Source organism: Hyphomicrobium sp. DMF-1 (assembly GCF_027886585.1).
Taxonomy (GTDB): domain Bacteria; phylum Pseudomonadota; class Alphaproteobacteria; order Rhizobiales; family Hyphomicrobiaceae; genus Hyphomicrobium_C; species Hyphomicrobium_C zavarzinii.
Genome location: NZ_CP115706.1, coordinates 1,935,764 through 1,950,589, shown reverse-complemented (window position 1 = coordinate 1,950,589; position 14,826 = coordinate 1,935,764). Strand labels below are relative to the sequence as shown.

The 14,826-nt window shown below is 60.8% G+C and carries 9 protein-coding genes and 1 CRISPR repeat array; of the genes, 6 read left to right on the top strand and 3 right to left on the bottom strand.

What is annotated here, in order from left to right; all coding sequences use genetic code 11:
• The first annotated feature begins 15 nt into the window (after nucleotides 1–15).
• Together PE058_RS08780 and PE058_RS08775 are read left to right on the top strand one after the other, a co-directional pair.
• Nucleotides 16–1,707, top strand: a complete 1,692-nt coding sequence (locus PE058_RS08780) for a SulP family inorganic anion transporter (protein WP_271030366.1) — start codon at nucleotides 16–18, stop codon at nucleotides 1,705–1,707.
• 23 nt (nucleotides 1,708–1,730) lie between these two features.
• Complete coding sequence (locus PE058_RS08775) at nucleotides 1,731–2,354, top strand: ParB-like protein (RefSeq protein WP_020086804.1); 624 nt, start codon at nucleotides 1,731–1,733, stop codon at nucleotides 2,352–2,354.
• Between the two features lie 202 nt (nucleotides 2,355–2,556).
• Nucleotides 2,557–3,250: a CRISPR direct-repeat array (repeat unit 32 nt; unit sequence GTCGCCTCCCACGCGGAGGCGTGGATTGAAAC).
• A 973-nt stretch (nucleotides 3,251–4,223) separates the two neighbouring features.
• On the opposite strand, the gene PE058_RS08770 is transcribed toward PE058_RS08775, so the two are convergent.
• The 3 genes from PE058_RS08770 to PE058_RS08760 are packed head-to-tail and all read right to left on the bottom strand — an operon-like array spanning nucleotide 4,224 to nucleotide 10,305.
• Nucleotides 4,224–7,406 (bottom strand): type I restriction endonuclease subunit R, encoded by a 3,183-nt coding sequence (locus tag PE058_RS08770; RefSeq protein ID WP_271030365.1) that lies wholly within the window; start codon nucleotides 7,404–7,406, stop codon nucleotides 4,224–4,226.
• Nucleotides 7,406–8,710 (bottom strand): restriction endonuclease subunit S, encoded by a 1,305-nt coding sequence (locus tag PE058_RS08765; RefSeq protein WP_271030364.1) that lies wholly within the window; start codon nucleotides 8,708–8,710, stop codon nucleotides 7,406–7,408. Before PE058_RS08765 ends, PE058_RS08770 begins: the two co-directional genes overlap by 1 nt.
• 5 nt (nucleotides 8,711–8,715) lie before the next feature.
• Nucleotides 8,716–10,305: a type I restriction-modification system subunit M gene (locus PE058_RS08760; protein ID WP_271030363.1), complete on the bottom strand. Its 1,590-nt coding sequence runs from the start codon at nucleotides 10,303–10,305 to the stop codon at nucleotides 8,716–8,718.
• Nucleotides 10,306–11,192: 887 nt separating this feature from the next.
• Here PE058_RS08760 and PE058_RS08755 point away from each other — a divergent pair.
• From PE058_RS08755 to PE058_RS08740, 4 genes are all read left to right on the top strand, one after another.
• Entirely contained in the window at nucleotides 11,193–11,747 is a 555-nt protein-coding gene (locus tag PE058_RS08755) for a recombinase family protein (protein WP_271030362.1), read from the top strand.
• A 69-nt stretch (nucleotides 11,748–11,816) separates the two neighbouring features.
• Nucleotides 11,817–12,677: a helix-turn-helix domain-containing protein gene (locus tag PE058_RS08750; protein ID WP_271030361.1), complete on the top strand. Its 861-nt coding sequence runs from the start codon at nucleotides 11,817–11,819 to the stop codon at nucleotides 12,675–12,677.
• A gap of 188 nt (nucleotides 12,678–12,865) precedes the next feature.
• Nucleotides 12,866–13,402: a hypothetical protein gene (locus tag PE058_RS08745; RefSeq protein WP_271030360.1), complete on the top strand. Its 537-nt coding sequence runs from the start codon at nucleotides 12,866–12,868 to the stop codon at nucleotides 13,400–13,402.
• An 8-nt stretch (nucleotides 13,403–13,410) separates the two neighbouring features.
• Complete coding sequence (locus PE058_RS08740; RefSeq protein WP_271030359.1) at nucleotides 13,411–14,808, top strand: hypothetical protein; 1,398 nt, start codon at nucleotides 13,411–13,413, stop codon at nucleotides 14,806–14,808.
• Nucleotides 14,809–14,826 lie beyond the last annotated feature (18 nt).

Sequence of the window (14,826 nt, the reverse complement as noted above, 5' to 3'; positions counted from 1 at the left end):
GGTGGATGCGGAGCGATGCAGTTCCGAGTTCCTGCGCTCTTCGGCTCGTTGCGAGGATGGACGACGGCCAACGCCTGGCGCGACCTTGCCGCGGGCGTGACGCTGGCCGCCATCACCATCCCGGAGCAGATGGCCACCGCCCGCCTGGCGGGTCTCGAACCGCAGATCGGCTTCTATGCCTTCATCGGCGCCACCCTGGGATTTGCGGCCCTGGGCGCAAGCCGCCTGCTGACGGCGGGCGCGGACTCCACCATCACGCCGATTTTCGCGGGCGCGCTCGCTGCCATGGCGGCGAGCGGATCGGGATCGCTCGGTGCCGCCGCCGTGGCCTTGGCCTTCCTGGTGGGCGCCATGCTGATCGTGGCAGGCCTCCTGCGGCTCGGCTGGATCGCCAATCTTCTCTCGATACCGGTCGTCACCGGATTTCTGGTCGGCATCGCCGTCCACATCGCGGTGTCGCAGCTCCCGGCGCTGCTTGGCATCGACGGCGACGGAAGCGATTTCTACCGGCGCATCGAGGCCATCGCCCGCAACCTGCCCTCGCTCAATCCGTTCTCGGCTGCCATCGGGCTTGGCGTTCTTGCCATCATGATCGCATCCGAGCGCATCAACGGACGGATCCCCGGCGCCTTGATCGGTGTGATGCTCGCAACCATCATCGTGCAGGTCTTCGATCTCGAAAGCCGTGGCGTCGCCGTGCTCGGCCCGCTGCCGGGCGGCCTGCCACATTTCGCGCTCCCCTCGCTCGATGACATGTGGCAGCTCCTGCCCCTGGCGCTGATCGTCTCGCTCGTGGTCATGATCCAGACGGCGGCCGTCAGCCAGTCCTTCCCGGACCCGGACGGACGCTCCCCGGCAATCGATCAGGATTACATCGGCGTGGGAGCCGGAAATCTGGCCGCCGGCGTCCTCGGCGCCTTGCCGGTGGATGCCAGCCCGCCGCGCACCGCAGTCGTCGCCGCGGCGGGCGGCAGCTCGCAGATGAGCGCGCTCCTTGCCGCAGGCGCGGTGCTCCTGCTCGTCGTGTTCGGCGGCACGCTGCTCGCCCACATCCCTCAAGCCGCCCTTGCCGGGATCCTGATGTTCGTGGCCCAGCGGCTGATCCACACGGACACCATTGCCAGGATAGCCCGCGAGGCACCAATCGAAGGCTTGCTCGGGCTCGCCACGACAGCCGCGATCGTCGTGCTTCCCATCCAGATCGGCGTGACATTCGGCATCGGGCTTTCCCTCCTTCACGGCGTCTGGATGACGACGCAGACCCGGCCGGTCGAGATGAGAAGGCTTCCCGGCACCACGGTATGGTGGCCACCCAGCAAGACAGATCGCGGCGAATGCGTGGGCGGCGTGGCCGTCATCGCCTTCCAGGCCCCCTTGCTCTTTGCCAACGCCGAGACCTTCAAGCGCGCCATGATCGAACGGATCGACGGCTACGACACGCGCCCCGCCGTAGTCGTCCTGGAGGCGAGCAGCATTGCCGACATCGATTACACCGCGGCCGAAGCGCTGAGCGAGGTAATCCGCCACTGCCGCCGCACCGGCATCGCCTTCGCCATCGCCCGCCTGGAATCGATCCGGGCCCAGGACGCCCTCGACCGCTTCGGAACACTCGACGCCCTCGGGCCGGATCGCCTCTTTCACCGCGTCGAGGATGCCGTGCAGGCGCTTGCGCCGGAGCAAAGATCGCAAGCCCGCGACCGAGCATGATGTCAGCGTAACAGGACCAGCCCATGACACCCATTCGCGAGCCCCTGCTGAAGCCCACCGCGATCCGCGACTTGAGGCCCACGCAGATCACCATCGGCATGCGCGAGGTGGCAGAGAAACGTCAGCAATGGCGCGAGAAGAGCGCCCACGAGGGTCGCGATTTCCTGGCCCGGCACATGATCCCGGTGGTGATGGGCCCGAAAGCGCGGCCCTACCTCATCGATCACCATCATCTCGCGCGCGCGCTCCACGAGGAGGGGGTGGAGCTGGTGCTCACCACCGTCGTGAGCGATCTCAGCCATCTAGAAAAGGATGCGTTCTGGGTCGTTCTCGACAACCGGAGCTGGATGCACCCGTTCGACGATACCGGCTCGCGGTGCGGCTATTCGGAGATCCCGAAATCCGTAGTCCACTTGACGGACGACCCATTCCGCTCGCTTGCCGGCGCCCTGCGGCGCGCTGGCGGCTTCTCCAAGGATTCGACGCCGTTCAGCGAGTTCCTTTGGGCTGACTATCTGCGCCGCCACATCAAGCGGTCCACCGTGGAGAAGAACTTCGAGCACGCGCTCGCACTGGCGCTGGACGCATCCAAGACGCACGACACCAACTATCTCCCCGGCTGGTGCGGCCCCATCCAAGAGGAATGACGGCGTCGTTCAAGCCATGCACGCGCTCGCGAACGTGAAGCAGGCCCGCGTCTCCTGGGAGGTTCGCGCCCGCCCAAGGCACTGGACAAACAAGAGAAATTCGCCACCTACCCTCAAAGGGCTCAAGCGGCGTGACGACCCTGGTCGGGTTCGCGCGATACTCGCTGTTTCACGCGCCCGCCAAATAGGTTACGCACCCCCAGTCGCCTCCCACGCGGAGGCGTGGATTGAAACCCGGTGACGCCTACTCGCGTGGTGCCGGTCACGGTCGTCGCCTCCCACGCGGAGGCGTGGATTGAAACAATAAGAGTGTCGTCTGCCATTAAGGCGGGCCTCGTCGCCTCCCACGCGGAGGCGTGGATTGAAACTAGGCGTTGCAGCCGATCCGGCGCGTTCCACGATGTCGCCTCCCACGCGGAGGCGTGGATTGAAACGTTCCGCCGCTTGCGATGCTGTCGCATACAGCCGTCGCCTCCCACGCGGAGGCGTGGATTGAAACACGGTGCTCTCCTCGGCGCCGTCCGTGTCCATCAGGTCGCCTCCCACGCGGAGGCGTGGATTGAAACTGAGCAAAGCCGTCCCCTACAAGATCGACGGCGAGTCGCCTCCCACGCGGAGGCGTGGATTGAAACGTCGTCCTCGAACGCGTATCCGATCCTGTTCGTGTCGCCTCCCACGCGGAGGCGTGGATTGAAACAATGAGGATCGCGCGGCGCAGCTTCGCGGAGGAACGTCGCCTCCCACGCGGAGGCGTGGATTGAAACTCCGCCACCGTTGCCCCCTGGGTTTGAGCTTGTCGTCGCCTCCCACGCGGAGGCGTGGATTGAAACCAGGAACAGCAGGCGGCGCAGAGAGCGGAGCGTGGTCGCCTCCCACGCGGAGGCGTGGATTGAATCCACGACGTGTGCGCGATGTGGGCGCGCAACTTCGGCCGCCTCCTGCGCGGAGCACTTCAATAGACTGAATTAAATGGAGAAATTCATGGCGGTCCCTACGGGAAGGCCGAGTTCCGTCGCGATAACGTGCAAATTCAATCACTTACAGCGCCGCTTCGGTTCGATTGATACCACCTGGTGATACCACCCACAAGGTTCGTCGAGCCCATTGATCGACCGCGCGAATTGAGACCAGGCGGTCAGGCACCGTGCCCAGAGGAACTCCTTACGAGATTACCCCAGCGCCGGAGATAGTGCCCGTGTCGGCCGTCAAGCAATGAAGGGTATGCCTCTAAAAGCGCAAGAAATCCCTGGACCCCGCCATCCCACTCGGGGAGTGGATCGCGCGGCTGAACTTGCCATCCAAGGGCTTCGAGGCTGTACCGGCTACGCACCTGATTTCTCGCCATGCTTGTCGTGATCAGTTATCTTCCGTCTCTGTCCCGCCTGTCGAGACCGGGTCCAGATGCTCGACGCTCGCAAAGTGGGTCCAGTAAGCCTCATGTGCCTCATCTGACTTCCCATGGGGATGAGCAGGAAAGGTCTCTGGCCAGAGCGCAGAGAGGGCGGTGAGGTAACCCGAGAAGAACAGCAGGTCGCCGGTGTACCGGCATCGAAAGCCGTCTGCCATGAAGAGGAGAAGCCTTTGACGCTCGCTTATTGACCGTTTTGTGCGCATGGGCTTGAGGTGAGGCCAGCTGACGAACACCGGTCCGTTGCGATCAGGCACGGTTGCTTGCGCCGTCAGTGGCTTCACGCTGGGCAGCGATAGTTTCAGTTCGAAACACGCATCCCTTCGCCGTGGCCAAAGGTCTCAAACAGGCCATCGACAGCATCTTGAACGCCTTCATGGCTCGCGTAACACTCATCAGCTGTGTTGTAAGCGATCCAAACGGTACATTCGGTCATGTGCGTGTTGCCCCCCTCGTCAAGTCTAAGAACCTCTCGACGCGTCTCCGCCCGCTCGGGAATATTGCCGCGCGAAGATGAAGGACCACACCGCATTCACCTTCTCCTTCCAGAGAGGCTCGGGGTACGGGTCTTGCGGTAGTTCGTCGAGGGTAAAACGGATAGTGGTCTCCACAGCGGCCCGCGTCTGCTGCCTCGCCTTCCAGTCGAATACTGCGAGCTGCTCCTGCAGCTTCTCCAGCAGATCTCGCGCCACCTTCTTAACTGCTACCTCCTCCGCCTTAGTAAGTTTTGGCTCCGGGCGGGTAAGGAGGTCGAAGATGGCCAGCTCGTCCTCTGTTAGGTTCTCCCGAGCTGCGCGACGCTCCTCCTCCTCCATTTCTGCGATGAGCGCTTTCAGCGCGGCGAAGAAAGCGTCCACATCCACGGTGCCAAGGTTGTAGGCTTCAACGAGCTTCTCCAACTTCTCGACTAGATGTACGCGCGTGGGGTTGCGAGCGGCCATATCTTGAGCTTTGGCCTCGGCGTCGGTTCGCAACTTCTCCGCAGCAGTCCGCGGTCGGGTCGCGAACAGCTTGGCGAGCTTCTCGAAGTCAATTGCCGAGAGGTCAACGCGACCTCCCGCATCGTCTCCCTCGATGATCGGCGCCGTGATCGCCACACCCTCAATCTTCTCGTCCAGCAACGCCTCGATCTTCGCCGAGACGGCAGAGATGTCCACTGGACCCAGCTTGCCGCGAATAGCCTCCGCAAGCACATGAAGCGTCGCGACGGGTTTTAGATAAGGCGCAGCTCGTTCGTCTGGCAGTAGCGCCTTGTAGGCTCGCGCCGCCACTCCAGCGACACGGAAAAAGCCGCGTCGGCGGTCATCCGGCGCCACCAGAGCTTCCACCCCTTGGCTGATGAGCGAGAGACGCGCAAGCTTCTGGGCAGTAAAGATCGCCTCCACGTTCACGCCGACGCCGTTGCAGAAAGTTTGAGCCTCACCGAGCGCTTTCTCTAGTGCCCTAACTAGCTCATCCTTATCCTTGATCGGCTTGTCGTCGCTTCCTTTGGCGGCGTAGACAGAGAGTGCCTTCTGCAGGTTCTGAAACACGCCAACGTAGTCCACGATGACACCCGCACTCTTGCCCGGCGCCCGGCGATTGGCTCGCGCAATCGTCTGCATTAGTGTGTGGTTCTTCATCGGTTTGTCGAGGTAGACCGTGCTGCATGTCGGCACGTCGAAGCCAGTAATCCACATCGCGCAGACGAAGACGAGCCGCAGAGGGTCAGCATCGTCCTTGAATTTGGCCTCAAGGTCCTCCTTCTGCATCCGAGCGCGATGCGACAGGATGTCGAGATCCTTCTGCTTGAGGTCGTCAATCTCGTTCTGCGACTGGCTCACCACGACGGCCATGTCCACTGAACGCATCCACATCAGGCGCTCTGTGAGGCCAAGCCGTGCTTCCTCCGAAGCGGTGGCGTATTGCTCCTCCCGCGCTGCCAGCTCTGCGCCCCACGCCGCCTGCACCTTGTCGTACATCCGAACGGCGGTTGCCTTGTCGATGGCGACGAACATTGCCTTGCCGAGATAGCCCCGCGCCGAGAAGTGTCGCACAAGATCTGCCGCGATCTCGTCCAGCCGGTCGTTGCGCGTGATCAAATGATACTGCTTGCCAAAGGTCTGCTGGAGCTTGCTCTCCTGCTCCTCGTCCAATGCCGCTTCGTCCAGCAGCGCATCCAGCTCGTCTTTCAGCTCGTCAACAGCAAGCTGTAGCTCAGGCTTCCGTGCCTCGTAGTAGAGCGGCACCGTCGCCCCGTCCGCGATAGACTGCGCAAAGTTGTAGACGGATACGTAATCGCCGAAGACCTCGCGTGTCCGCTCTTCCTGTCCGGCGATCAGCGGCGTCCCAGTGAAACCGATGAAGGCTGCGTTCGGAAGCGCCCGGCGCATGTTGGCCGCGAGTTGGTCGTATTGGCTGCGGTGGGCCTCGTCGGTGATGACGATGATGTCGCTGCGCTTCGACAGGACAGGCATCGGCTCGCCGCGTCCCGTCGAGAACTTGTGGATGAGCGTGAAGATGTAGCGTTCCTGACCCGCTAGCAGCTCGCGAAGATGCGCGCGGCTCTGGGCCTGACAGTCCTTCACCAGCTTGGTGAGTGCGCCAACAGAGGCAAAAGTCGTGGCAATCTGCACGTCCAGCTCCTGACGGTCGGTGATGATGACGAAGGTCCAGTTGCCTCCCAGTCGGCGCAGCACCTTCTCGGCAAACATCACCATGGAGAAGCTCTTGCCGCTGCCCTGCGTGTGCCAGAACACGCCGAGCTTACCCCGGTTCTCCCCTATCTGCTCCACGGCCGCGATGGCGCGGTTGACGCCGAGCACTTGGTGGTACTTGCCGAGGACCTTACGCAGGCCGCCCCGCGCATCGTCGAACAGCAGGAAGCTCTCAACAAGGTCGAGGAACCGTGATGGCTCGCAGGTCGCCCGCAGCATCGTCTCCAGCGCCACACTCTCAGGGCCGTCCTCCTCAAGACGCTTCCATGGCGCGAACGTGTCGAACGGGGAGTGGCTCGCACCTATCAAGGCGTCCAGCCCGTTCGACAGAATGGTAACGGCATTGAAGTCGAACAAACGCGGGATGGTATCGCGATAGTCCCTCAGGTTTGCGTCGTAGGCTTCTTGGACGGGCTTCGTGATGTCTTTCCACTCGATGAGAAGGAGAGGGATACCGTTGACAAACCCGATAGCGTCCGGCCGGCGCGAGTAGAGATTGCTCTCAACCCAGACCTGCGATCCGAGGAAGAAGTCGTTCGCCGCGGGCGCCGTCCAGTCAATTACTGCAACGCGCTCGTCTTGCAGCGAACCGTCTGGTCGGCGCACCTGCACGGCGATGCCGTCGCGCAAAAGACTGTATACCTCGCGGTTCGCCGCCACCGGAAGCATCGCCGAGCGGTCTTTGGTAAGGACAATCTCGGCCTGTTGTAGCGCCTCGTCCGCCAGTGATGGGTTGAGCTTGCGAAGCGCGACGCGAAGGCGAGCGGGAAGCACCAGCTCGCGGAACGAAACACGACCAGTGGGGGTCGCCTCGCCTGGCTGTTCCTCCATCAGGTCGGCATGAGCCCACCCCAACTCCTCCAGCAACTCGATCCCCGGTGTTTCCACCAGCCCGTATTCGCTGGTTATGACCGCCGGAAGCGACTTCTGAGGAGCCGAAGGAGACATTATACGACCGCCTCAAGCTCGCGTTCTGCGGAGATGAGGGAAAGCTCGCCAGAGATCAAGCGTGGGAGGAGTAGATCGCGCGAAGCGGCGAGGGCGCGGTTCGTTGAGTAAGCGGTCCGAACCGCTGCTAATATATCCTCCAACTGTTTGTTGATCACCGCTCTAATCTCTGGCGGTGCGCATACGATCGGTACTCGCTCCAAGTCGGAACGATTGACAGCGCGGTAAATCGCTCCGTTTCCGATCAGGTCAGTGGTATGGAACGTTGCTCTAAGGTGAGCGAGTAGGTAGGCACGCTCACCTCCGCGACACTGAACAGCGGCCAACCCTCTGCCCAATACTGTCCGCTCCAACGCGCAGTTGATGCGCCCTACAGGAGCGCGAACGCTGAAAAGGATGTCGCCTTCGTCAGCGATGCGCTTGCCCGTGAGGTGTTCACTGAACACCCGTCGTCCGGGAAACAGCTCGCCGAAGTCAGAAACGCCTTGGTGAAAAACCAAGCCTGCTCCTTCGACATTAAGCTCCGCAGATGGCGGAGCCTGACCCATCGTTATCTGGGCAACGGCCGCGAGCGGCTTGACGGTCCAGCCGGAAGGTAGCTCGCGGGATTGAACGCAGGCGCCGCTCGGCTCTGGAAGCCCACCAACAGCCCGGGCAATCTTTTCGTTAAACAGACGCCGCGCCATCTCCTCCATCAGGGCAACCCGGCGCCGGTTCACCTCGATCAGATCGTCGTAGGCCCCGAGAATGGAGGCTATGCGCCGCTGGATGGGAAGTGGAGGTACCACAACGGGCAAACCCTTCAGGATGCCGAGGTTGATGCCAGGAACAGCAGCTCCGACCGCCTTGCCTAAGATGTGTTGGACCATCGGGGGGCTGGCAAAATAATAGAACGCGTACAGAGGGTCAGCGATCACAAGGTTCAGGCGAAGCTTGAGCTGCTTATTCGAGATGATGTAAACAGGGAAAGGCCCGTCACGCGGGATCAAGCCGACCTGCCCCAGGGTACCCCAGCACGTAAATACGAGATCCCCACCACGTACGTGCTGCGGCCGATACTTTTCGGCCTGCTCCTCACTTACAAAGACGAAACCTTTAGGAACGAACCGCGTAAGATCGTCTCTCAAGTTAGCCCCGCGGATCACCGGTACGCCAGTCTCCGTGAAGAACTTTGAACTAATGCTCGATCCGAACGGACCAGCAACACACGACCATTTTTCGGTAGACTTGATATCATCGACCGTCAGGAGTTGCCAGTCAGCAGGCAGCGGTGTTCCGAATAAGGGATGCCTTCGCGATACCATTAGCGTCACCCCAATAGCTCGGCAGTGTTTCTTCCAATCGCCTCTTCGAGCGTCCGCGCTTCCACGCTGAGTGCCTCCAGTTTCTCCTGTAGCGCTTCTAGGCACTCGCGGAACTCTCCGTCGTCCTTTTTCTCACCAGGGGCCACGCCGACGTAGCGCCCCGGATTAAGGCTCCAGTCCTGATCCTCGATGTCCTTCCAGCTCGCGACCTTGCAGAGGCCCGGCACATCGCTATAGCGCCTCTTTGGAAACGCCTGCCTGATCCGCGCCGCACTACCCGCCTCTGTCTCGATTTCTTCCCCACGCCACAATCGCACAATGTTCGCGATGAACTCGATGTGGTCTGGGTCAAAAGTGCGGTTGGCCCGCGTCACCTGCCGATAGAGATGCCGCACATCCACGAACAACACCTTGTCCTTGCGCGGGCCCTTCGCCTTGCCTTTGTCGAAAAACCAGAGTGTCACCGGCAAAGTCACTGTGATGAACATGTTTGGCCCAACCGCCACGATGCAATCCACGGCTCCCGTCTCGATCAGCGTTTTCCGCAGCTCGCGCTCGCTTCCGCCGGCATCGGAGGCACTGTTGGCCATTACGAAGCCGGCACGTCCCGTGTCTTTCAGGGCGGCATAGAAGAGGTTGATCCAGATATAGTTCGCGTTGTTTACGGTCGGCAGCCCGAGTGGAAGTCGCGCGTCTACTTTGCCCGTCGCACTGACTAGCTTGGACCGATCCACCTCAGACTGGTTGAAGGGTGGATTGGCCATGACGAAGTCGAAGCGGCCGATGAGCTTGTGCGGGTCGTCGTAGTAGCTGTTGGCCTCGCGGATGTCGCCTGACAGCCCGTGAACCGCGAGGCTCATGCGGCAGAGCTTCAACGTGTCGGACATCTTCTCGACGCCATAGAGGCTGATCTCTTTGGACGGTGTCTTATGATGCCGACGCACGAACTCGGCCGAATGAACGAACATCCCGCCGGACCCGCAAGCAGGGTCGAGGATCGTGCCGTGGTACGGTTCAATCACTTCGACTATGAGCTTGACGATGGAAGCCGGCGTAAAAAACTCGCCACCTTTCGTCATGTAGCTTGAGGCGAACTGGCCCATGAAGTACTCGAAAATGAGGCCGTAAGCATCGCCCTCGATCTTGAGGGGCGCCAGCAAGCGCAGTAGCTCCTGCAGAACATCGTTGGGCAGGCCCTGATAGCCTTGTGGCAGGACGCCGGCGAGGTCGGGGTTCGCGTCCGCTATGCCTTTCATGGCAGCGTTCAACTCGCCCCCGAGATCGGCATTTCCGGGCAGCGACAAGAGCCGGGAGAAGCGGGCGTGGTCTGGCAGGAAGATCGCACCCTGAGCCTGATAGTCGGCCGGAGCCGGCTTGAGCCGCCCCTTATACTTCGGAGCTAGTTGCGTATGGACGGCCTCGAACTTGGCTTCCATCTGCCTGAGCCCGATGAGCGCCAGCACCGGTTGGGCGTACTGGTCCGGCCTCAGGTTGCTATTGGTCCAGAGCTGATCGGCAGCGGCGAAGAGTGTCCGCGAGAAGTCCCGAAGATCGGCTGTCACTATTTCCCCTACTGGATAATCGATTTGCTTCACTCTAGACAAAAACGTGCCGCTCGCCACCGAGCGCCGATGTTTTGGCCCAGCAGTCCGAACGGGCATTCAAACTACGCTACAAGCACAAATCCCCCCTTGGCCCCCTTCCATTTCCAGGCCTCACCCTTGTTTAGGCGTTGGTCCAAGCTGAAAGGCTTCTGGATCGAAGATCGTTAACACGCGCTCAATTACATGCTCTAGCACCCGAACTTGATCGGTCATGAACTCCCACTCAGGGGTCGGGGTTGGCAGACCCAGCCAGTAACTCTCTACCACCTCTGCATCCGTAAGGCCTTTGTGCTCCGGATTTGCCCCGATACTTGGTTGAACCGCTCCTCTCACAGACGGCCGATGTCTTGCCTGGAGTTCGTCGACCCACTTGCGATCGTGGCGCGTCGGTTGCAGTTGAGGTTGAACCCTAAAGACATGGCCCTTAGGGGCACGGGCTCCCGAAAGTCGGAAGTGCGCGTGTGACACGGCGACGTCCTCTGGCAAGCCGATTAGAAAGACCGCACTGTTGCGGCACACTTCGCTAAAGCGACGTCCACGCTCAAAAAGTCTATCGACGATCCGTCGCGGCTCACTTCGCACCATCTCTCGCCGAGGATACCGAATGAAGTCGTCGACCGCGTACCGCTGTTCGGAAGCGTGAAAGAAAACCAATCGTTGTCTGTGAACGTCATCTTTGCCCGTCATCAGCAAACGTCCTCAAGTCGGTCTGTCGACATCCTTCGGACACCATCGGACGGAATACGTCCCTTTTCGGTATACCCCGCCGAGACATCGCCACGAGACACCCAGAGCGTCTTATTAGGGTATAGGGTTGACTTATGAGACGGAACCCAGTTATGGTCTAGACCCATACAAGACACTCTGGAGACAACCACATGGCGACCTACGGCTATGCGAGGGTCAGCACGACGGATCAGGACCTGGAAACCCAGGTGGAAAAGCTGACCGGCGCCGGCTGCACCATCGTTCGCGAAGAGAAAATGAGCGGTACGACCCGCGAGGGCAGAGCAGAGCTAGAAACCCTGCTGCAGTTCCTCCGATCCGGCGATGTCCTAATGGTCACCAAGGTGGATCGTCTGGCTCGGTCGGTCGGCGACCTGCAGGAAATCGTCAAAATAATCAAAGCTAAGGGCGCCGCGCTGAAGGCAACGGACCAGCCCATCGACACAGGTACAGCGGCCGGGAAATGCTTCTTGGACATGCTCGGCGTGTTCGCAGAGTTCGAGACCAATCTGCGCCGTGAGCGGCAGATGGAGGGGATAGCCAAGGCCAAGGCTCGCGGGGTCTACGAGGGGCGAAAGCCCTGCATTGATCCGCAGGAAGTGCGCCGGCTGGCTGGTGAGGGCTTGGGAGCGACGGACATCGCAAGGCGGCTGGGCATCGGGCGGGCTTCCGTCTACCGCCTACTCGAAAACCCGAGAAATGTGTAGAGCACACACTTGACGTGTTTAGATGGGTCACCTAGTTTGTGTGTACCAAAACACATCAAATAGGTGACCATGAACAAGCTCAAAGACCTTCGGACCCGATTTGGTTTCACGCAAAAGCAGGTGGCAGAGCACCTCCAGACGACCCAGCAGACCGTTCAAAGATGGGAAAGCGGACAGACCGAGATCCCCGCCAGCCACCTCAAGGACCTGTCAGTGCTGTTTGGGTGCAGCATTGACGAACTCCTCGGTGTGGATGCCAAAGCTAAGCGGCGCACGGAGGGGTTTGCCCGCGCTCGACACGAAACCCCTTGGGGCACTCTGAAGGTCACGTTCGCCTTTGGCGAGCGCGAGTACCCAATCGACGATCACGAGTACGCCGACCTTATCGATGAATTTCATTCGGCTGTTGAGATCGCGAGACCAAGCGGCTGGGTGCAGTTCACGGCGCTCGACAATCGTCTCGTCTTCCTCAATCCGGCTTTCGTCCTTGAAATCGAGGCAGTGACCGATGACCAGGAGGCAATGCCTTTCTTCGCATCGCCAGAGGCGTATCAGGCGCTGAGCAAGGACAGCCCCCTGACAGACGCCGGTCCGCTGCTCCAGGAGGAGTGCACAAGCTTACTGACGCACCTGAACATGAGGAGCCCACCGGGTGAAACCGATTTGGACGAAGTCCAGGAGCAGCTCAATTCGCTGGAGGTCATTCGCGGCGACGGCAAGTCTGTCAGGCAATTCCTGTCTGACGACCTTGCAACGAGCGTCTTCATTCTTGAAGGCCGGCGCGAAATCAAGCCCAACTCCTTCCTCACGGTATCGGCAGAGGACGGCAACTACCACTGCATGAACCTCACTGCCGTCGCGGCAATCGAGGTCCCCGTCGAGGCATATCTCGCTCACATGGCGAAGGACGGCGGGGAAGACGAAGACTGAGCGAAAACCTTTCCGCCTCTGCCTTTCTCTCTACGGCTGCAATTTTTCGAGGATCAATGAACGGAACTTGCCAAGTTCCCGGCTGCAGTTCCCCTGCGGCCTCGGGCTTCTCTCCCCACTGCTCAGCACACCGCGCCAATTTCCGACGCCATGGCGCAACGGATCAGAAGGCCATCAACAAGACACACGTGAAACCCTACCTGACCCTCGTAAGAGCGAGGATCGACAAGAACCCTCACAGCCCCGCTTGGATCACCCTTGAGGCCCGCTGGCGAGCATTGGTGGACGTTGCTGAAGGCATCGTGGCCGATTGCGAGCGCGGCCGACCTGGACCGCGTCCCCAGAGACTTGCGGCTTACGAAGTCATCAAGGTGGGCAAGACAGCCGAACCTCGCGCAGTCGTCGAGATGACGATGGCAATGGTGATGATGCGCGAGATGACCCCGCACCTCTTCCGTTCGGACCGCGCTTTCTGGGTCCAGCTCGGTCGCCGCGTAAGGGGACTTACCGACCTTAATTTCGGCGAGCGATACGTCCACGCAACCGGGAAGGTGAAACGCTGCTATCGAGAACTATCTCCTCAGGCGGGGATCGTTCTCGGACGCTGGCTTGCTGAGACCCTCGGGGTGGGAGGTCTGCACCTCGCTCGCCTTGAGCAAGCCGACCACGAACGACAAGTCGCCGAACGCCGCGACCTCCACAACGCGCTTTCCAGCCTTTCCTAAGGAGACGAATGAACAGCATCCAAGCGATCACCCCCGACCACACGAGCCGCGCTGCAGGCCGTCGAAAGCCACGGGAGCCCCTGCGCTACCAATGGTTCGACCAACATCTAATCGCAAAGCCAGGCCCGCTGAAGGTGCTGGTGGAGAACACCATCCGTTTCCTCGATCACCACGAGCGCCACATAGGTGCACGTAAGCGGGCAAGGCGCGAGCAAGACCACCAACAACACTTGCAACGCATCGAGACCATCGTCTGCAATCTCGCCCACGCTGTCTTGCTACCTCCGCCTGGAGGGCGCATCGCGGCCCCCTTGGGACATGGCGGCAAGGGACGCTCAAGGTACGATAGTCCCGTTGCGGGCAAGCTATTGTCTCCGACGCTCTCGCTCCTGTGGGATCTGGATTTCCTCGACGTACGGAACCCGAGCGTCGTGCGCGGTGAAGCCTCCTCGATTGGAGTGTCTGACTGGTTCACCGGCAAGGTGAAGGAGGCTGGGGTCAGCCTTGCTGACTTCGGCCGGCGAGAGGATGAGGAGGTCATTATCCTCAGCCGCCACACACGTCGTTCGACGGGTCGCGACCACGTCGTTTATCGAGCCCCGATTGACTATACCGACACGTCGGAGACCAAAAAGCATCGCGACGACTTGAAGGGCCTGAACGCCTTCCTGAATACCGCGGAAATTGCCTTCCTTGATGACGGCCTAGAGCCGCGCATTGACCCTTTCGACCGGACACTGCGGCGGCGCTTCGTGATCTTCTCCAATCAGAAGGAACGCTTCGATCAGGGCGGCAGAATGTTCGGCGGCTTCTGGCAGAACCTGAAATCAGAGCGGAGGCGGAACATCAGGATATGCGGCGAGCCCATTGCCATTCTCGACTACAGCTCGATGTTCACTCGACTTGCCTATGCCGAGCTAGGTAGCGTCCCTCCTCCCGGCGATCTCTACGTCATACCTGGCTTTGAGAGCTATCGAAGCGGGATTAAGTTCGCGATGAACTGCTTCCTCTTCGACGGAGGCCCGCGAAGAGCATGGCCAGACGAGTTGGCCATTGGCTTGGAAGACGACCTAACCGCCGCAAGGAACAGTGACGGCGAGGAAACCAAGTACGAAGCCCGACTACCTGCAGGAGCGACCGTGGGATCGACCAAGGAGGCAATACTCAGCGTCCATCCGATTTTGGGAAGGGCGTGGGACCGCCGCCTCGGCTACCGACTGATGTTCAGGGAAAGCGAGATTATGATGAGAGTCCTTGCTGAACTGGCGGCTCAGAATGTCCCTGCGCTTTGCCTACACGACGGCCTGATTGTGCCGATCTCTGGCTGCGAGCTAGCAACACACATCATGTCCAAATGCGCCCTTGAGTTGACCGGTGCTGTGTTCCCCGTCGCCGACAAGACGTAGCCCCAGGTACAATCGACA

What these genes read in the sequence shown, in the direction of transcription:
- PE058_RS08750 (WP_271030361.1), top strand. Translation starts at nt 11,817, where the DNA reads ATGAACAAGCTCAAAGACCTTCGGACCCGATTTGGTTTCACGCAAAAG.
- PE058_RS08755 (WP_271030362.1), top strand. Translation starts at nt 11,193, where the DNA reads ATGGCGACCTACGGCTATGCGAGGGTCAGCACGACGGATCAGGACCTG.
- PE058_RS08765 (WP_271030364.1), bottom strand. Translation starts at nt 8,710, where the DNA reads ATGGTATCGCGAAGGCATCCCTTATTCGGAACACCGCTGCCTGCTGAC.
- PE058_RS08775 (WP_020086804.1), top strand. Translation starts at nt 1,731, where the DNA reads ATGACACCCATTCGCGAGCCCCTGCTGAAGCCCACCGCGATCCGCGAC.
- PE058_RS08740 (WP_271030359.1), top strand. Translation starts at nt 13,411, where the DNA reads ATGAACAGCATCCAAGCGATCACCCCCGACCACACGAGCCGCGCTGCA.
- PE058_RS08780 (WP_271030366.1), top strand. Translation starts at nt 16, where the DNA reads ATGCAGTTCCGAGTTCCTGCGCTCTTCGGCTCGTTGCGAGGATGGACG.
- PE058_RS08770 (WP_271030365.1), bottom strand. Translation starts at nt 7,406, where the DNA reads ATGTCTCCTTCGGCTCCTCAGAAGTCGCTTCCGGCGGTCATAACCAGC.